Origin of the sequence: Microbulbifer jejuensis, from assembly GCF_047289955.1 — a bacterium.
Taxonomy (GTDB): domain Bacteria; phylum Pseudomonadota; class Gammaproteobacteria; order Pseudomonadales; family Cellvibrionaceae; genus Microbulbifer.
Window position 1 is genome coordinate 39,790 of sequence record NZ_JBLBUB010000031.1, and the last position, 18,906, is coordinate 58,695.

The 18,906-nt window shown below is 55.0% G+C and carries 17 protein-coding genes and 1 tRNA gene; 13 read left to right on the plus strand and 5 right to left on the minus strand.

The features are described 5' to 3' along the window. Positions 1-255 precede the first annotated feature (255 nt). Entirely contained in the window at positions 256-1,536 is a 1,281-nt protein-coding gene (locus ACL7TT_RS17555) for a YeaH/YhbH family protein (RefSeq protein WP_413397351.1), read from the plus strand. Continuing rightward, on the plus strand, positions 1,530-3,119 hold the full coding sequence (locus tag ACL7TT_RS17560) for a SpoVR family protein (RefSeq protein WP_413397353.1): 1,590 nt from the start codon (positions 1,530-1,532) through the stop codon (positions 3,117-3,119). Before ACL7TT_RS17555 ends, ACL7TT_RS17560 begins: the two co-directional genes overlap by 7 nt. An 83-nt stretch (positions 3,120-3,202) precedes the next feature. Here the strand turns inward: ACL7TT_RS17560 and ACL7TT_RS17565 are convergent, their stop codons facing one another. Further along, complete coding sequence (locus tag ACL7TT_RS17565) at positions 3,203-3,775, minus strand: helix-turn-helix domain-containing protein (protein ID WP_299942626.1); 573 nt, start codon at positions 3,773-3,775, stop codon at positions 3,203-3,205. Positions 3,776-4,283: 508 nt separating this feature from the next. On the opposite strand from ACL7TT_RS17565, the gene ACL7TT_RS17570 reads away from it, so the two are divergent. The 5 genes from ACL7TT_RS17570 (at position 4,284) to ACL7TT_RS17590 (ending at position 9,459) form a co-directional block, all read left to right on the plus strand. Next, positions 4,284-5,504, plus strand: coding sequence for a multifunctional CCA addition/repair protein (locus ACL7TT_RS17570; RefSeq protein WP_413397355.1), 1,221 nt, complete (start codon positions 4,284-4,286; stop codon positions 5,502-5,504). Then, positions 5,497-6,225: a pteridine reductase gene (locus ACL7TT_RS17575; RefSeq protein ID WP_413397356.1), complete on the plus strand. Its 729-nt coding sequence runs from the start codon at positions 5,497-5,499 to the stop codon at positions 6,223-6,225. The genes ACL7TT_RS17570 and ACL7TT_RS17575 overlap by 8 nt, the downstream gene beginning before the upstream one ends. 117 nt (positions 6,226-6,342) lie before the next feature. Continuing rightward, positions 6,343-7,038: a response regulator transcription factor gene (locus ACL7TT_RS17580; protein WP_413397358.1), complete on the plus strand. Its 696-nt coding sequence runs from the start codon at positions 6,343-6,345 to the stop codon at positions 7,036-7,038. After that, the gene (locus ACL7TT_RS17585; protein WP_413397360.1) at positions 7,022-8,275 is read left to right on the plus strand and encodes a sensor histidine kinase; all 1,254 of its coding nucleotides are present in this window, start codon (positions 7,022-7,024) and stop codon (positions 8,273-8,275) included. The genes ACL7TT_RS17580 and ACL7TT_RS17585 overlap by 17 nt, the downstream gene beginning before the upstream one ends. Positions 8,276-8,400: 125 nt before the next feature. Beyond that, the gene (locus ACL7TT_RS17590) at positions 8,401-9,459 is read left to right on the plus strand and encodes a type 1 glutamine amidotransferase domain-containing protein (RefSeq protein ID WP_413397362.1); all 1,059 of its coding nucleotides are present in this window, start codon (positions 8,401-8,403) and stop codon (positions 9,457-9,459) included. 432 nt (positions 9,460-9,891) lie between these two features. Here ACL7TT_RS17590 and folK read toward each other — a convergent pair whose 3' ends face one another. Genes folK through tsaD form a run of 3 tightly spaced genes read right to left on the minus strand, consistent with a single transcriptional unit; the run spans position 9,892 to position 11,854 of the window. After that, positions 9,892-10,383, minus strand: coding sequence for a 2-amino-4-hydroxy-6-hydroxymethyldihydropteridine diphosphokinase (gene folK / locus ACL7TT_RS17595; RefSeq protein WP_299942616.1), 492 nt, complete (start codon positions 10,381-10,383; stop codon positions 9,892-9,894). A gap of 2 nt (positions 10,384-10,385) precedes the next feature. After that, complete coding sequence (gene folB / locus ACL7TT_RS17600; protein ID WP_413397364.1) at positions 10,386-10,775, minus strand: dihydroneopterin aldolase; 390 nt, start codon at positions 10,773-10,775, stop codon at positions 10,386-10,388. 44 nt (positions 10,776-10,819) lie between these two features. Further along, complete coding sequence (tsaD, locus tag ACL7TT_RS17605) at positions 10,820-11,854, minus strand: tRNA (adenosine(37)-N6)-threonylcarbamoyltransferase complex transferase subunit TsaD (RefSeq protein ID WP_413397366.1); 1,035 nt, start codon at positions 11,852-11,854, stop codon at positions 10,820-10,822. A 172-nt stretch (positions 11,855-12,026) separates the two neighbouring features. Between tsaD and rpsU the strand changes: the two genes are divergently transcribed. The 6 genes from rpsU to ACL7TT_RS17635 all read left to right on the plus strand — a co-directional run bounded on the left by rpsU (position 12,027) and on the right by ACL7TT_RS17635 (position 17,801). After that, the gene (gene rpsU, locus ACL7TT_RS17610) at positions 12,027-12,242 is read left to right on the plus strand and encodes a 30S ribosomal protein S21 (RefSeq protein ID WP_183461320.1); all 216 of its coding nucleotides are present in this window, start codon (positions 12,027-12,029) and stop codon (positions 12,240-12,242) included. Positions 12,243-12,440: 198 nt separating this feature from the next. Then, complete coding sequence (locus tag ACL7TT_RS17615; protein WP_299942608.1) at positions 12,441-12,887, plus strand: GatB/YqeY domain-containing protein; 447 nt, start codon at positions 12,441-12,443, stop codon at positions 12,885-12,887. Positions 12,888-12,906: 19 nt separating this feature from the next. Continuing rightward, the gene (gene dnaG, locus ACL7TT_RS17620) at positions 12,907-14,868 is read left to right on the plus strand and encodes a DNA primase (RefSeq protein ID WP_413397368.1); all 1,962 of its coding nucleotides are present in this window, start codon (positions 12,907-12,909) and stop codon (positions 14,866-14,868) included. 199 nt (positions 14,869-15,067) lie between these two features. After that, complete coding sequence (gene rpoD / locus ACL7TT_RS17625) at positions 15,068-16,897, plus strand: RNA polymerase sigma factor RpoD (protein WP_413397370.1); 1,830 nt, start codon at positions 15,068-15,070, stop codon at positions 16,895-16,897. 91 nt (positions 16,898-16,988) lie between these two features. Further along, a complete protein-coding gene (locus ACL7TT_RS17630) occupies positions 16,989-17,378 on the plus strand; it encodes a diacylglycerol kinase (RefSeq protein WP_413397371.1) in 390 nt (129 codons plus the stop codon). Positions 17,379-17,724: 346 nt separating this feature from the next. After that, a tRNA-Ile gene (locus ACL7TT_RS17635) sits at positions 17,725-17,801 on the plus strand. A gap of 530 nt (positions 17,802-18,331) precedes the next feature. Here the strand turns inward: ACL7TT_RS17635 and ACL7TT_RS17640 are convergent. Continuing rightward, positions 18,332-18,724, minus strand: a complete 393-nt coding sequence (locus ACL7TT_RS17640; RefSeq protein WP_413397373.1) for a hypothetical protein — start codon at positions 18,722-18,724, stop codon at positions 18,332-18,334. Between the last annotated feature and the right edge of the window lie 182 nt (positions 18,725-18,906).

Sequence of the window (18,906 nt, forward strand, 5' to 3'; positions counted from 1 at the left end):
GGGAAGGATCAGTCTATGGGTTAACGAAATGTGGAGATAGATTTTCTTCGGCCACCCACCGGCACAAGTCCTTTAAATGCAAACAGCGCCTCTCTGATTGGGCAGTTTTTCACGATCAATCAGTCAGTTCAGTTCAAACCTGCCTGATTAGCGGTTTAATAGCTAGGGGGTTTGCATTCTCCCCTTCCCTTCCGGTAATACGTGCTTGTATGACCGGTAGTACCGATTGATTTTGTTCAGGGCCAGGACAGCAATATGAGCTATATCATCGACCGCCGACTGAATGGGAAAAAAAAGAGTACGGTAAACCGCCAGCGTTTTCTCAGACGTTACAAGGCTCATATTAAAAAAGCGGTTGGTGATGCCATGAACAACCGTTCAATCATGGATATGGACAAGGGTGAACGAATCAGCATCCCCACCCGGGATATCAATGAACCCCTGCTCTCCCATGGTACCGGTGGGCATATCGAGCACATTTTGCCGGGTAATAGGGAATTCACGACCGGTGATAGGATTCCACGCCAGGGCCAGAGCGGGGGAGACAATGGCAGCGGTGCCAGCGACAGCGGCGAGGGCGTCGACGAGTTTGTCTTTCAGATCTCTCAGGAAGAGTTTCTCAATTTTATGTTCGAGGGGCTGCAACTGCCCAACATGGTCAAGCAGCAACTGGCCGGCAATGCAGCTTTTCGGGTGATTCGCGCCGGTATCAGTAACGAGGGTACCCCCGGCCGCCTCAATGTGATCCGCTCCCTCAGAGCGGCCCACGCACGCCGAATCGCCCTGACCAGCAGCAAGCGGCGCAAGCTGCGCGTACTGGAAACAGCCCTTGCACAGGAAGAAAAAAAAGACCTCGCACTGCGCGACCAACGGCAAATTGAAGCGTTAAAAAGTGACATTTCAGAGCTGCGCAAACGTATCGGTCGCGTGCCCTTCCTGGATGATTTTGATCTGAAATACAATTTGCTGATTCGCCAGCCAAAACCCCGCTCCCGCGCTGTAATGTTCTGTTTGATGGATGTTTCCGGCTCCATGAATCAGGCCACCAAGGATATGGCCAAGCGCTTCTTCCTGTTGCTCTACCTGTTTCTCCAGCGCAGCTATGAATACACCGAAGTCGTATTTATCCGCCATCACACCAGCGCCAAGGAGGTAGATGAAGAAGAGTTTTTCTACTCCCGTGAAACCGGGGGCACTATCGTCTCCAGCGCACTCAAATTGATGCGTCGGATTATGCATGAGCGCTACCCGGACAGTGAGTGGAATATCTATGGTGCCCAGGCATCAGACGGCGACAATTGGAATGATGATTCCAGTACCTGCCACAAAATCCTGATCGACGACATCATGCCCCACGTGCAGTACTACTCCTATGTAGAAATCACCCCGCGCGATCACCAGGCCCTGTGGGAGGAATACGAAAGTGTACGCACGTTGTTTCCAAGCCACTTTGCCATGGAACAGATTGTGGGTGTCCAGGATATCTACCCGGTGTTCCGTCAACTGTTTAGCCAGAAGGGAACAGCCCGATGCTAGACACCTATGCCAACAGCAGCGACTCACCAAAATCCGATTCGCAAGGCCCAATCTCCACCACCTCCGAATGGACTTTCGAACTGATCCAGCAATATGATCGCGTTATTGGCGAACTGGCGGGAGAGTTTGGACTGGACACCTACCCCAACCAGATTGAGGTGATCAGCTCCGAGCAGATGATGGACGCCTACTCCTCAGTTGGGATGCCGGTGGGGTATCACCACTGGTCCTATGGCAAGCAGTTCATCAGCGTCGAAAACAGCTACCAGCGCGGCATGATGGGACTGGCCTATGAAATAGTGATCAATGCCAACCCCTGTATCGCCTATCTCATGGAAGAAAACACCATGACGATGCAAGCGTTGGTCATCGCCCATGCCGCCTATGGGCATAATTCTTTCTTCAAGGGCAACTACCTTTTTCGCGCCTGGACCGATGCCAGCAGTATTATCGACTATCTGATTTTCGCTAAGAACTACATCTCCCGCTGTGAGGAGCGCTATGGCCTGGATAAGGTAGAAGGAATCCTGGATTCGTGCCATGCGCTGATGAACTATGGGGTCGATCGCTACAAAAGACCCTATCCCATCTCGGCTGTTGAAGAAGAGCGCCAGCAGCAGGAGCGGGAGGAATACCGCCAGCGGCAACTCAATGATTTGTGGCGAACCATTCCCAAGCTGGGCGAAGGTACAGAGAGCACCAAGAAGAAACGTTTTCCCGAAGAGCCCCAGGAAAATATCCTCTATTTTATTGAAAAGAACGCCCCACTACTGGAAAACTGGCAGCGGGAACTGGTGCGTATCGTGCGCAAACTCGCGCAGTATTTCTATCCCCAGCGCCAGACCCAGGTCATGAACGAAGGCTGGGCCACTTTCTGGCACTACACCCTGCTGACCGAACTCTACCGCCGTGGACGGGTCACCGAAGGCTTTATGATGGAATTTCTGCAAAGCCACACCAATGTGATCTACCAGCCAGGCTTTGACAACCCCCACTACAGCGGCATTAACCCCTACACGTTAGGTTTCAGTATTTTTAGTGATTTAAGGCGCATCTGTGAGAATCCAACAAAAGAAGACCAACGCTGGTTTCCGGATATCGCTGGGAGCAGTTGGCGGGAAACACTACAGTTTGCCATGCGCGACTTCAAAGACGAGAGTTTTATCTTGCAGTTCCTCTCGCCAAAAGTGATGCGCGATATGAAACTCTTCTGTATCAGCGACAACGACAAAGAGAAGGACATTATTGTCAGCGCCATTCACGACGAGTGCGGTTACCGGCAGCTGAGAGAAAACCTGGCAGGCCAATACAACCTCGGCAACCGGGAGCCCAATATTCAGGTGTATGCGGTGGATACCCGAGGGGATCGCTCCCTCACCCTGCATCACACCCAGTACCAGCGCCGCCCTCTGGGCAAAGACACTGCGGAGGTGCTGAGGCATCTACACCGGCTCTGGGGTTTTGAGGTACATCTCAACAGTCACAATGGCAAAGAAATCACGGCCAGCTACCACTGCCCTGAACAGGGCCGCGACCGCCAGGAGAGTGAAGAGGAGCCCATGTTAATCCCTAAGCCCATCTGAATTTCAAAGCGCAAACCACTGCGAGCCTTGACCGACGGGGGGAGGTATCACCTGTGGATAGCTCCCCAATATATACCGTCGGATTAACCGTTGGCCTCAAGCAATAATTTGGCTTTTGCCGCCAGTTCACCACGCTCCTCGCGCTGGCTCAACAAAGCATCCGCACCGGCATCGAGCCAGCGGGTTGTGTCACGGTCGTCTCCCGAGGGGGCAACGAGAATGCGCAGGTTGGCGTACTCACTGCGGGATCTCAGGTAATCAAGCATCTGAAAACCACCGTCACCCACCAGATTTGCATCGATCACCAACAGAACAGGCTTGAAATGAGCCAGCAAAATACCCGCAGAGAAGCTGTCGCCAGCCACTTCTGTTTCACAGCCGATGTTTTCCAATGTCTGGCATCCCACCGAAGTCAGCTCTGAATCCGTTGTCAGCAGCAACACCTTGCGGCTGGGTACAGCCAGAGTATTCGGTACCGGCATAGCGTTATCGCGCAAAAAACCCACAAAATCCTCTACACAAATGCGGTGGTCACCACGACCAGGTAACTTGTAAGCCTTGAGCTGTCCCCGCTCTATCCAGCGAATGACGGTTCGGAAATTGACACCGCAGTACCTGGCAGCTTCCCCGGTGGTAAGTACATGTATTTCGCTCATATTTTTAGTCTCCCCAACAACTGCGATCACTGACGGCCAGGTCAACTCCCCGCAACAAAACCCCACCTCCAGGGTCTAGCGCGAAATTATCCTGCCCAATGAAATCACCCCTATAAATTATGCTGTTCATTGCTGTAAAACCAGCCCGAAATTCGGTCCATGCAACCTATTAACGAACAACACAACAACCCCCTCAAAAAATACTATAAGGTACAGTTGACAGGTAAGACAGCTTTGTTAAGATGGCCACAAATTGGTGTTGGCCAACCCCTGCACTGGATCGTCGACACACCCACCGGCAGTAGAAAAAATTGCCAAACGCATACCCTAAGACCCTGGGCCCCCTTGTTTTTTCGGGGCCATTTTTTTATCTTGCCAACATCCCAGGCTTTCCTCCGCTGTAACCCTAGCCCCCATTCTGGAGATTGGACGGCGTCGGAACCAATGACTTTATGGTAGTGCAACTCCCTGCCGGGCAACCGGTATCCCCAGCTTTGGAGCTATCCCATTGAGGATCTATCTCGTTGGCGGCGCAGTGCGCGACAAACTGCTGCATCGCCCTGTATATGAGCGCGACTGGGTGGTTGTAGGTGCCGATGAGAAGCAGATGCTAACGCACGGTTTCAAGCCTGTTGGGCGAGATTTTCCCGTGTTTCTGCACCCCGACACCGGCGACGAGTATGCCCTTGCTCGCACAGAGCGCAAAAGCGGACATGGGTATGGCGGATTTTCTGTCAATGCCGCCTCCAATATCACCCTTGAAGAAGACCTGCTGCGCCGTGACCTGACGATCAATGCGATTGCCGAGTCCAGCGACGGTAAGCTTATCGACCCTTACGGGGGCCAGAAAGACTTGCAGGCGCGTGTCTTGCGCCACGTATCCCCAGCTTTTGCCGAAGACCCCCTGCGCATCCTGCGCGTAGCCCGCTTCGCGGCACGCTACCACCACTTGGACTTTACCATTGCACCAGAGACTGTGGAGCTGATGCGCCAGATGGTCGAAGCCGGTGAAATTGAATATCTGGTAGCAGAAAGAATCTGGAAGGAAGTCAGCCGCGCTCTCACTGAGCCGGACCCCGATATCTTTATCCGAGTGTTGCGGGAGTGTGGCGCTCTGCCGGTGTTTCTGCCTGAATTGGAGCAACTGTTCGGGGTACCTCAGCCCCCCATCCACCACCCCGAGGTAGATACTGGTGAGCATGTACTAATGGCACTGCGCGCCGCCCCCCCGGAGCTGCCTGTACGTTTCGCAGTATTGCTGCACGACCTGGGCAAGGGCTTAACCCCGGAAAAGATATTGCCCAGTCATCACGGTCACGAGTCCGCTGGAATACCCCTGGTGCGCGCAGTCTGCGAACGCTGGCGTACACCCAAGGCATTGACCACACTGGCTATTGGCGTCTGCGAATACCATTTGCACTGCCATAGGGCATTCGAGCTGCGCCCGCAGACCGTTATGAAAATGATGCGCAGTCTGGATGCTTTGCGACGCCCCGAGCGGTTCGAGAACTTCCTGCGCGCCTGTGAGGCAGACGCCCGCGGACGCCAGGGGCTCGAGCATCGAGACTATCCCCAAGTGAACTTCCTGCGCGCCGCCCGCGAAGCGGCAGCCGCTGTGACTGCCGACGCGCTGATTGCACAGGGTTGCGAGGGCGCGAAGCTGGGCCAGGCACTGGATCGGGCGCGGATTAGGGCTATTGCCAAGGTTAAGGAAGCCTATCGTGCGTAATGTGTTGATCACCGGTGCCGCCGCTCGCCTCGGTCGCGCCATCACCGAAGAACTGCACGGGGATCACCGTATTGTCATCCACTATCGCAGCTCGGCCAATGCGGCACATGCCCTCGCAAAAGCACTCAACAAAGTCTGCCGGGGTTCCGCCATAGCACTGCAGAGTGCGCTGGATAGCGCCGATGCCTGCGCCGACCTCGCCCGGCGCGCAGAAGAGGTATGGGGCGGCATTGACGTTCTGGTCAACAACGCCTCGGCTTTCTACCCAACGCCAGTCGGCAAAGCCACCGAGGAGGACTGGGACCAACTGGTAGGCAGCAATCTCAAGGCACCATTTTTCATCAGTCAAGCGCTGGCCAAAACCCTCGCCCGCAATGGAGGCTGCATTGTCAATATGGCGGATATCCATGCCGAGCACCCAATGCGCAAACACACACTTTACTGTGCCGCCAAGGCCGGGCTGGTAATGCTGACTAAAAGTCTTGCCCTGGAGCTATCCCCCCAGGTGCGCGTCAATGCAGTCGCTCCCGGCGCCATCCTGTGGCCCGAGCAGGAGGCCACTAGCGAGGCCAAGAAAATGCACATTGTCCGACGCATTCCCCTCGCCCGTACCGGCTGCACGGATGATATCGCCAAGACCGTGCGCTTCCTCGCTTGCGACGCGCCTTATATCAGCGGCCAGGTCATCGCAGTCGACGGCGGTCGCAGCCTCACTATCTGAGCTATTCGCCCTCCTCCATACTGCCCCAAAGCCAACCAGCGGTGAGGCTTCACTTCTATTTCACGCCCATCCTGTCAGACTGTTTTTGTGACTTTCTTTGCCACACGAGACACTCCCATGCACCCACTGAAAATACTGCTGATAGAAGACAACCCTGTCATTGCCCGACAGGTTGCCGAGTTTTTACAAGCTGAAGGCTGGCGAATGGATTTTTCCCACTGCGGCCGCCAGGGGATGCAGCTGGCGCTAGAGCAGATCTTCGACCTGGTTCTTCTCGATCTGGGCCTGCCCGATATGGATGGCCTGGAGGTGTGTAAGAAGATTAAAGCGGAGGCGCCGGTGAATATACCGGTATTGATGCTCACCGCTCGCGACGCCATCTCTGATAAAGAGCATGGCTTTGGTGTGGGCGCTGACGACTACCTGTGCAAGCCCTTCGACCCACGGGAATTAATCCTGCGCTGCCGCGCCCTGGCCCGCAGGCACCAGTTGCATACCAATGATAAAATTCAGATCGGCGACCTGCAAATATGCCATCGCCAACAGACCGCGTGTAGAGACAAGAAACCATTGGTGCTGACCTCTATCGGATTCCGTATTCTCACCCTGCTCGCCCAGGCTTCACCGGCCCCCGTGAGCCGCTCGGCACTCATTCACCATATCTGGGGCGACGACCCACCGGAAACTGACGCACTAAAATCCCATATCTACAGCCTGCGTCAGGCATTGGACAAACCATTTAAGACGCCCATGCTGAAAACCATTACCAACCTGGGATACCAATTGGAAACCTCAAGTGCACAGAATCAGTAAACTGCAAAAAAGAGTCTTTGCAATTTTTGGCAGTTTTACCCTACTGCTCTGCGTGGTATTTTTTGCACTCTGCCTGTTGGCAGCCTATGTGATTGAAGACCATATTCTCGACAATTTACTTGAAGGTGAGGTCCGCTATATTAAACGACAGACGCAAATCACCGGTTTTCCACCGAAACCACGCCTACCCTATCTCAAGCTGTACACCGAAGGCCAGGCAATCCCCACTGAATTACTCAGCGCACTGCCAAACAACGCCGAGAAAGCCGAGTGGTTCAGTGATTCAGACCATCACTTTCACCTGCGTAGGGTACATTTGCCTGATAACAGCTCCGCAATTCTCGCCGCCGAAGTCAGTGAACTGATCGCTGTCACGCGACAATCGACCCGGTTACTCTGGCTCTTTGGCAGCGCATGCGCCTTGACATTACTATTCGCACTTCACTGTGCCTACCGTATTTCCCGCAAAACCATCGCCCCGGTTATTGCCCTGGCGGAAGTGGTTAAACAGCAAAGAAGCCGCGATACGCAGATATCCCTGCCCCACAGTGATGACAAGGATGAAATCGGCTATCTGGCATTTATCCTGGAAAGCACCATCAATCAGCTCAAACAGGCACTACAGAGGGAGGCTGAATTCACCCGCGATACCAGCCACGAATTCCGCACGGCCCTGACCATTCTCAAAGGCACCCTGACGCTCAGCCAAAACCGGGCAATGACGGCTTGTGAAAAGACCGAACTGTTACAAACGGTTACCGGGATGGAGGCAACGGTATCGACACTGCTGGCCCTGGCCCGGTCGGAATCCCTGCAAACGGAGTACCTTAGGTTACGGCCCTTATTGGAAGAGCGTCTCCTGACACAGCATCAAAACATTATTCAAGAAAATTTCCAGATACAGATAACAATAGAAAACGACCAGGAGATCCTGGCCAATCGCCATCTCGTATCATTACTATTCAACAACCTGATCGGCAATGCCCTACAACATGCATCCCGGCCCGAACTGAGAATTTATACCAAAGGAAATACCCTATTGTTTGAAAACCCCATAGATACTGTACTCGATACGGAAAAGACGTTTCTGTCCGGCCAAAAAAGAGAAGGCAGCAAAGGTATCGGTCAAGGTTTATTTCTGGCAAAAAGAATTTGTGCAGCTCTGGGCTGGGAAATTGCGGTTCTGTGCCAACAAAACACTTATCAATGCGGGCTACTGTTAAGAAAACAGCCATAAACCAAACAATTGCTCCTTTTAGCAACTATCTCACCGGGATTTCACCTGCCACCCCTTACTCTTCCAAGTGTTAGGTGGACAACCCGAAAGATTTACACCTTTCATTACAATTTTTGGAAATCGACATGTTGAAGAAAATACTTATTTCACTCGCTGTCATCTGTGGCGCTTGCTTTACCTTTATCATCTGGATTAAGGGCTTAATCCCTCCACAGGAACAGGACTTTTCCAATACAACAGCCAGTGAACTGCGCTATTTACAACAAGGAACCGATGTAAAACGGGGCAAAGTGCTGGCTGTAGTCACCAGCACAGAGGTGATGGGTAACTCCACTAAATCCACCGGCTATGAGTTGACGGAACTGGCCCGCCCCTACTATGTATTTACAGCCAATGGATTTGTCGTGGATATTGCCAGTCCCAAAGGTGGTAAACCGCCTGCGTTGATTGATAAAGGCGATATGGGACCTTTCGATTATGCTTTTCTCAATGATCGGGAAGCACAGCAAAAGGTAGATAACAGTATTCCCATTGATCAGGTATCCGCCGGGGACTACCAGGCCATATTTTTTGTCGGTGGTAAGGGCACCATGTTTGATTTTCCCGATAATACCGATATCCAAACCCTGGTGCGGGACTTCCATAAAAACGGCAAGGTCATTGGTGCCGTTTGCCATGGACCGGCAGCGCTCGCCAATGTCACCCTGGACAATGGCGAGCCACTTATCGCCGGCCGCCAAATCAGCGCTTTCACCAATGAGGAAGAGCTGTTTCTTATTCCCGATGCCGCGCAACGGTTTCCCTTTCTGCTGGAAGATCGCCTGCGCGAACAGGGTGCAATTTTCCAGAGTGGGCCCGCCTATCTGGAGCAGGTCAGTGTGGATGGCCAACTCATTACCGGCCAGAACCCCTGGTCCACCTGGCTGGCAGCCGAGCGTATGGTAGAGGCTATGGGTTACACACCGCGTCCCCGCCAGATAACCCCTGCGGAACAAACCGTCGAATTGCTGCTGGCCTATGAACAACAGGGCTATGAAAAGGCCAGAGAAAAATTGCAAAAGCTTCGCGACAGAAAGGATCTCGACCGGCGCCTGCTGGCTATGCACGGCATGGTCTCTGCCATGCGCTGGGAGCCGGGCAAGACCCTGGACATTATCCGGCTGTTATCCAAAAGTCAGGAATAGTAAAACTCAGCCAAGGGCGGTCCGGCCAACCCAACCGACCTGGGCAAGCTGACTCGGCGCATGGACAATCAGGATTTCGACCTGATCACCGTTGGCCGCGCACTCAAAAAGTTATCGGTATGGTCCCTCCTCAACTTGACAACACCGCAGTGGCACCGATAAATCTGATCGCTCATAGCCAGGCTCAGGACCTTCTATTAATCACAGCCGATAACGACGAATTTGCAACAGAAGAGGAAAACAGGGTGCTATTTGAGCTTATTAATGCAAACAACAAGCGGCACCATGTATTTCCCGGAGAGCATATACTGCCACCAGAATATATTGATACGATTGCCGAGTGGCTCCAGTAAACCAAAGGTTTTATGACGCCCACAAAAACAAAAAAGCAGCCCGGTGGCTGCTTTTTAGGTTTCTCTGACAAGTTCGCCATTAAGGCCAGGTAAATGCCACCGGCCACAACTTCTGCGAAGCCTGATCATATTCACTCCACAACTGGCGGAAAGTCTTCTCCTCGATCGGGTGAACGGTTTGCGGGGCTATCTCTGCCAAAGGTTGTAATACAAAGGCATTTTTTACGATCTCACCCCGCGGCAGTTTTACCCCATCGACCGTGCCTGTGAGGTTATCGTAGGTGAGGATATCGATATCCAGGGTGCGCGCACTGAACCTGGGACCCGCGCGCAGGCGGCCATTGGCATCCTCGATTCCACGCAGGCAGAGCGCCAGCTGCCCCACCGGCAGGTTTGTACGCAGGCCCACCACCAGGTTATAAAAGTTATCCCCCTGGAATCCCACCGCCTCACTCTCGAAAACGCGGGATACCTGCAACTCGCCAAACTGCCCGGCCAGCGCGTCCAGCGCCGCGTGAATATGTTGCGCGCGATTGACATTACTGCCAAGGCTGAGATACACCTGAGCCACGTTTACACTCCCGCAGACATCGCTGCTGCCCCTTTTATTGGCCTTTCGCCGCGCTCAATAATAACACCGACATCCTGGGAACCACGCACAGCACCGGGTTTGGATAAGCGCAGACGCAACCAGATCACGGAAAACTCCTTTTGCACAATAGCAGCGGCCTGTTCCGCCATGGTTTCCACCAGCAGGAACTCACTACTCTCAATAAAGGCGATCAGGCGCTTGGCCACCGCTTTATAGTTGAGCGTGTACTCGATATTATCTGTGCGCGCCGCTTCGCTGATATCGAAAGCCATCTCCAGGTCGACACTGACCGTCTGACGCACTTCCCGCTCCCAGTCGTAAATACCAATAATGGTATCCACCTTTAAATCCCGTATAAAAACAATATCCATCTATCGGCTCTTTTCTTTCTACTGCCAGGATGTCCTGCCCATGTTTAAAGTTCGGTCTTGGGCAATTCGGTCATGGGCCAGCGCGGGCGCACATCCACTGCCAGACCGGCTTGCTCTCCTGCCTTCAGGCGCAGGCTGCCCGCATAGGCAATCATCGCGCCATTATCGGTACAGAATTCATGCCGTGGATAGTAAACACTGACACCGCCTTTGCGCAGGCTCGTTTCCAGGCACTCGCGCAACCGCTGATTGGCGGAAACCCCACCGGCAATCACCAGCGTTTTGTACCCGGACGCTTTAATCGCGCGACGACATTTAATCACCAATGTATCCACCACCGCTTCCTGAAAGGCCGCGGCGATATCCGCGCAGGTCTGCTCGTCCGGCAGGCCATTGTCAAGGGCGTGCCGGCGCACGGTAGTCAGGGTAAAAGTCTTTAGACCTGAGAAACTGAAGTCCAGGCCCGGTCGATCAGTCATAGGGCGCGGGAAAGTAAAGCGTCTGGGATCGCCTTTCTCAGCCAGGGCCGCCAGACGCGGGCCGCCGGGGTAATCCAGGTCCAACATCTTGGCCGCCTTGTCGAAAGCCTCACCGGCAGCGTCATCCAGGGACTCCCCCATCAGCTCATAGTCACCGAGACCGCGCACTTCTACCAACTGGGTGTGGCCACCGGAGACCAGCAGAGCCACAAAGGGAAAAGCGGGCGGATTCTCCTCCAACATCGGGGCCAATAGATGGCCCTCCATATGGTGCACCGCCACCGCGGGTATGTCCCAGCCATAGGCCAGGGCACGGCCGGCACAGGCCCCCACCATCAGGGCGCCGACCAAACCGGGGCCAGCGGTATAGGCCACGCCGTCCAGGTCCGAGGGTTTGGTGTTCGTCTTTGCCATAACCTGGCGCACCAGGGGCAGCAGCTTGCGCACATGATCGCGACTCGCCAGTTCAGGGACTACGCCACCATAATCAGCGTGCAAGTCCACCTGGCTGAACAGGGCGTGGCCGAGCAGGCCGGAGGCTGAATCGTAGATAGCGACGCCAGTTTCATCGCAGGAAGTTTCTATACCAAGAACACGCACCTGATCTTATACCCGTGACTACTTCGAGGGGTCGTTATCATACTGGAAAATGGGGTTGCGATCCTGCGGGGGAGTGTTTAGAATTTGCGCCCTCGCTGTGAACCGGCCACCGGATGCAACTGCGGGAGTATTGCCGGAATGGCCGAGAGAAACGAATTTTAACAGGTATTCTATGCCCTCTGTACGACTCAAAGACAACGAACCTTTTGATATCGCCCTGCGTCGCTTCAAGCGCTCCTGTGAAAAAGCAGGCGTACTGTCTGAAGTACGTCGCCGCGAGTTCTACGAGAAACCAACGGCAGTACGCAAGCGCAAAGCCGCTGCCGCTGTGAAGCGCCACGCCAAGAAGCTTCAGCGCGAAAACCGCAAATTCCAACGCCTCTACTAAGATAAGAGTCGCAGACAGCATTCAGTCTGTCGCCACGGGGCAGCCGAATGGGCCAAGCCTCTTGGCGGTACCCTAGCAAACGGCGTGCGAGTGATACTCGCGCGCCGTTTTTCATTTTGTCAACCGCATTCTCCCCAGGCCACGGACGCGCTATCCTTAGCACCCAGCATCTCTAATTCCAATCCCGGAACACGCACTATGAGCACTCTCAAGGACACCCTGACCCAGGCCACCAAAGACGCAATGAAAGCGCGTGACAAGAAGCGCCTGGCCACCCTGCGCCTGATCAATGCCGAGATCAAGCGGGTAGAAGTGGATGAGCGCATCGACCTGGACGATGCCCGCATCCTCGCCCTGCTGGACAAAATGATCAAGCAGCGCCGCGACTCCATTACCCAGTTTGAAAAGGCCGGTCGCACCGAGCTGGCAGCGGTGGAGCAGGCCGAGATCGAGGTAATCCAGGAGTTTCTGCCCAGGCAATTGAGCGAAGCCGAGATCAACGAGATCGTCACTTCCGCCGTTCAGGATACTGGCGCCAGCAGCATGGCGGATATGGGTAAGGTCATCGCCCAGGTAAAACCGCAAGTGCAGGGCCGCGCGGATATGGGTGCGGTGAGCAAACAGGTCAAAGCCCAGTTGGGCTGATCCCGAAACGGAGAGCGCTGTGCCCAGCAAGATCCCCCAGTCCTTTATCGACGATCTACTCGCCCGGGCAGATATCGTCGAGCTGGTGGACAGCCGGGTCAAACTGCGCAAAACCGGTAAGAACTACGCCGCCTGCTGCCCCTTCCACGACGAAAAAACACCGTCTTTTACTGTGAGCCCGGACAAGCAGTTCTACTATTGTTTTGGCTGTGGTGCCAACGGCAACGCCATTGGTTTTTTGATGGAGTACGACCGCCTCCCCTTCCCCGAGGCGGTGGAAAAGCTGGCGGCAACCCGCGGCCTCGAGGTGCCCCGCGAGCAGCCGGCGCCGGGCCAGGAGAAACGCCAGCGGGAGAGCCAATCCCTCTACCAGCTCACGGAAAAGGCCGCCGACTACTATTGCGCACAGCTGCGCAGCCATCCCGCCGCCGGCAACGCCGTGGCCTACCTGCGCAATCGCGGCTTATCTGGCGAGATTGCCCGCGATTTCGGTATCGGCCTGGCACCACCGGGCTGGGACAATTTACTCAACACCCTGGCGGACTCCCCGCAGAAAGCCGATCAGCTGGAGCTGGCGGGCCTGGCCATTCGCCGCCAGGACAACGATGGCAACACCAAACCCGGCGCGCGACACCACTACGACCGTTTCCGCAACCGCATTATCTTTCCGATCCGCGACCAGCGCGGCCGCGCTATCGCCTTTGGCGGGCGGGTACTGGGGGACGAAAAGCCCAAGTACCTGAACTCGCCGGAAACCCCGATCTTTCACAAGGGCCGTGAACTCTACGGCCTGTGGGAGGCGCGCCAGGCCAACCGCAATTTAGATCGCCTGATTGTGGTAGAGGGTTATATGGATGTGGTGGCGCTGGCACAGTTCGACATCCGCTGTGCTGTGGCCACTCTGGGCACCGCCTGTGGCGAGGAGCATATCCAGCTGGCTTTCCGCCACACCGCCGAGCTGCTGTTTTGCTTTGATGGCGACCGCGCCGGCCGCGCCGCCGCCCGTCGCGCGCTGGAATCCGCCCTGCCGCAGATGCAGGACGGGCGCAGCCTGCGCTTCCTGTTGCTGCCAGAAGGGGAAGACCCGGACACCCTGGTACGCCAACTGGGCGGGGAACGCTTCCAGCAATTAATGCAAGCACAGGCCCTGCCGCTGGAAGACTTTCTCTTCGACCTGCTCAGCGAGGACATCAACCTGCAGACCATGGACGGCCGCGCGCGTCTGTCCAAGCTGGCCGCACCCCTGCTGGATCAGCTGCCGGAAGGGGTCTACCGCCAACTAATGTTCCAGCAGCTGGCCTCGCGCACCGGTCTTGACAGGGAGACCCTGCAGGAGGTGATCCGCACGGAAAAGGCACACAGCGCCCAATCCCAGCACGCCGCCACCGGGCAGGCGCCCAAGACGCCGCAAGAATCCAGCCAGGATACCCAACACCGAACAGCACCGGAGCCCTGGCCACGGGAGAGCAACCCCTATCTGGAGGAGATCGCCCCACAGGAAGGGGACAGCCCGCGCCGCAGTGGCCAATACCGCCTGCCGCCGGAACGCATGTTGATCGCCCTGCTCCTGCACCACCCACGGCTGTGTGCCCAAATCGAGGATCTGGAGCGCTTTCGCGCGAGCAGCGACCCCGACCTGGCGCTGTTCGCCCAGTTGGTGACGCTACTCAGGGACCGCCCCGAATACAACCTGAACCAGTTACTCGGCTACTGGCGCGCCCACCACGGAGCCGACTCCTGCGACATCCTGGCCAAACTCGCTATGTCCCCGCTGGTATCCGGTATACACCAATTGGCCCAAGGCGACAGCAACCTGGAGTACGATCCACACCTTGAGTTCAGCGACTGCCTGAAGCGCCTGGAGGAGTCCGCCAGCAGGCAGCACAACCGCGGCCTACTGGCCCAATTGAAAAGTGACACCCAGCTGAGCACAGAAGAGCAACTGGCACTGTTGGCCAATTGGCGAAGAAAACACAATTAATCGGCACTATGCCCTTGAAAACTACAGGCTGAACACTATATTCACACCCCCCACCAGCGGACGGGATTGGGAACCACAAGCGACCCACGCCACACACCAACGCCGTCACTTGACAGCCGGAGTGGTTATTGCTAATGCAAATACGCTATAATCCCGCGTCTTTGTCCCGTATTTTCATCCCCAGAATTCAGGGTTGTGCATGACCGACAAAACCCAGCAGCAGACCTCCCGCATTAAGGATCTGATCGCCCGCGGTAAAGAACAGGGCTATCTCACCTATGCCGAGGTAAATGACCATCTGCCGGAAGATATTTCCGATCCCGATCAGGTGGAAGACATTATTGGCATGATCAACGATATGGGCATCAAGGTCTTCGAAAAGGCCCCCGATGCCGAAGAGTTGTTGATGGCCGAAGGCGACAGCTCCGCAGATGAGATCGCGGCCGCCGAGGCGGCCGCCGCACTGGCCGCGGTGGAGTCCGATGTAGGCCGCACCACCGATCCGGTACGCATGTATATGCGCGAAATGGGCACTGTTGAGCTGCTCACGCGCGAGGGCGAGATCGCCATTGCCAAGCGTATCGAAGAGGGCCTGCGAGAACTGATGGCCGCCCTCGCCTACTGGCCCGGCGCCGTTGAGCGGATCATTAGCGAATATGTCCTGATCGGGAAAGAGGAACGCCGTGTCCCGGACGTGATCTCCGGCTGGCTGAATCCCGCCGAAGAAGTACCACCAGGGGCACAGGCCGGCCAAGCCGCAGACGCCATCACCAGCAACAGCAGCGAAAGCACCGACGAGGAAGAGGAAAACGTTGGCGGCATCGACCCCGAAGAGCTGGCCGAGCGCATGAACGCCCTGATCACGGCAAAAAAAGCCGCTGATGCCGCGATAGAAACCCACGGTCGCAGCTCCAAGGAAGCCGGCAAGGCCCTCGAAGCTGTCGGGGAGGTTTTCCGCTACTTCAAACTGGCACCACGCCAGTTCGACCCCCTCTATGGCGAGGTACGCTACATTCGCGACAATGTGCGTGAGCAGGAACGCCTCGTCATGAACCTGTGCATCAAACGTGCCCGTATGCCGCGCAAGACGTTTGTGAAGGAATTCCCCGGCAACGAGATCAACGAAGGCTGGATTCCCGCAATCATCAAGAAAAAACGCGACTACTCCGACGCCCTGCGCCACGTAGTGGACGACATTACCCGCGCCCAGCGCAAGCTGGCCCAGTGCCAGGAACGCGCCGGCCTTGAAATCGGCCAGATCAAGGAAATCAACCGCCGCATGTCTATCGGCGAGGCCCGCTCGCGCCGCGCCAAGAAGGAAATGGTGGAAGCCAATCTCCGCCTGGTGATCTCTATTGCCAAGAAGTACACCAATCGCGGCCTGCAGTTTCTGGACCTGATCCAGGAGGGCAATATCGGCCTGATGAAAGCGGTGGACAAGTTCGAATACCGCCGCGGCTACAAGTTCTCCACCTACGCCACTTGGTGGATTCGCCAGGCCATTACCCGCTCCATCGCAGACCAGGCGCGTACCATCCGTATCCCGGTACACATGATTGAGACCATCAACAAACTCAATCGCATCAGCCGCCAGATGCTGCAGGAAATGGGCCGCGAACCCACACCGGAAGAACTGGGTGAGCGCATGGAGATGCCGGAGGACAAGGTACGCAAGGTCCTCAAGATCGCCAAGGAACCCATTTCCATGGAAACGCCCATCGGTGACGACGAAGATTCGCATCTGGGTGATTTTATCGAAGACCAGAACGAGTCCTCACCGGTGGACACTGCCACCCAGACCGGTCTGCACGACGCCACCCGCTGCGTGCTTTCCGGCCTGACCGCGCGGGAGGCCAAGGTACTGCGTATGCGCTTCGGTATCGACATGAACACCGACCACACCCTGGAAGAGGTGGGCAAACAGTTTGATGTAACCCGCGAACGTATCCGTCAGATCGAGGCCAAGGCACTGCGCAAGCTACGACATCCGTCGCGATCAGAACACCTTCGCAGCTTCCTCGACGAGTAAGCGCTAGTCAAAGGCCCGGTTTCGACCGGGCTTTTTACTATGGCACAATCACAACTGCCCGCGAGGGGCCTAGGGATTCCTGGAGAGCACCATGCATGAAGAGTTCGCCAACAAACCGGGCAAGAAAGGTATTGCGCGCTTGATCGATGCCACCGACTACTCGGTGCAGGGCCTGGTCGCCGCCTGGCGCAACGAGGAAGCTTTTCGCCTGGAGGTGCTCCTCGCTCTCATACTGGCTCCATTCGCCCTATGGGCCGGAGAAACACCCGCTGAGCGCGCGATTCTGATCGCCGCTACTCTGCTGGTACTTCCCCTGGAGCTGATCAACAGCGCCATAGAGGCTACCGTGGATCGCATTGGCCCAGAGCGGCACCCCCTGGCAAAGATGGCAAAAGACACCGGCTCCGCCGCCGTCGCCATTACCCTGTTGTTGGCCTTTTTGGTGTGGTGCTGCATATTGCTGCCAAAGCTGTCGCTCTGAAATAGAACGCACATACCACTATTCACCCACCTCCCGAAAACACCGGCGTACCGACGGCATAACGCCTGTCGGGACAGGGAAGCAAGAAGAGGAAGCGAAGATTTTCTGCTCTTAGCAAGCACACACCCCAAAATACACATCCCTTCAGCGAGGCAAAAAACCAAACCCCGGACAATACCATCAGCAACCCCGCATACAGGAAAATCCTTGCAACAAAGACATTGATTTAAAAAGGGAAATCGAGTACTTTGCCTGCCGTTTGCTACAATCTGTGCAAGCGGTGTTGTATGCGCATCCGCATCGCCCTGCATGGACCGGATACGGAAACGGTTATCATAGTGAAAATGGGCCTTTAGCTCAGTTGGTTAGAGCACCCGACTCATAATCGGTAGGTCCCCAGTTCAAGTCTGGGAAGGCCCACCATTTTCATTAGCATTGCATCCAATATAGTATTGAAACCATAATGTGGCCGCTTTGGCCAGGTTATGCTTACATAGGCAAGCAAACTTGGCCGCACATTACTCGCTTGTACTTGTAGAAAATATCACCACCTCTTAACTCTTCTCTGGCCCAAGACTTCCCCTATCAGCTCCTTTAAAACTTATACATCCCCGCCTCACTTAGCTCAGTATCCTCCTACCAAACAAAAACTGCTCACCTATGCCCGAAGAGCATTTTCAGAACGAGAAAGCCTAAAACCATGGCACTGAAAGTCACATAAAATGCCCTATAAGACATGTTTGCAACAGAACCATCACAGTTAAGTCGGGTTCGCCGGACTTACGCGTACTCTCTAACCATCAAATACCTCCACTATCAAGGAATGCGAGTCCTTTTATGTGTTGAGTTCCCTTCTGAACAACCCTTTGAATGGTTAGGTAATTCCACCGGAATTGATCGAGTTTGAAAGCGAAATGTCGTGGCCTCTGGCGATAAATTCTAAATTTAAGATATTAATTCCCAAAAGTCCGAAAATAATCATTTTTTAGCTCGGAAATGTGAGCCGTAACTCGCCCAACAGCCAGGCCATCTCCTAAGGTCGACGATGGTGTCCGTGAGCTAGGTAAGCAAAATGCGCTTTCTTGACCATAATTCTGCCAGGGCCAAAACTCGGCTCCGCCAGATTTAATAACCTTGCTTCCTTCGATGTTTAAACTCTCATACATTTTCTTTTCAGATTCACCTTTGATTTGAAAATCTGATGAGGTCCAGGCAAAGAAAAACAGACACCTTAAACCATTTACTGTTTTAGGGGAGCTTTCAGTATCTAATGACATCCAATCACCAATAACTTTAATATCTGCGAGAGAATCCCCCCAAGGAAACAATGTAGAATACGATTTCATCAAACACTCAATTTGAACCTCATCCGCTATTCGATAATCGCGGATTCAACCTTGAAGTGCATACCATTTATGCGGCTTGTGCCGCCAAGTAATTATCCATTAAATCTTCTGGTGTTTCAAAGCCTAATGTTTTCCTTGGGCGGTTATTTAAATCGCATACCACTGCATCAACCTCCCCCTGA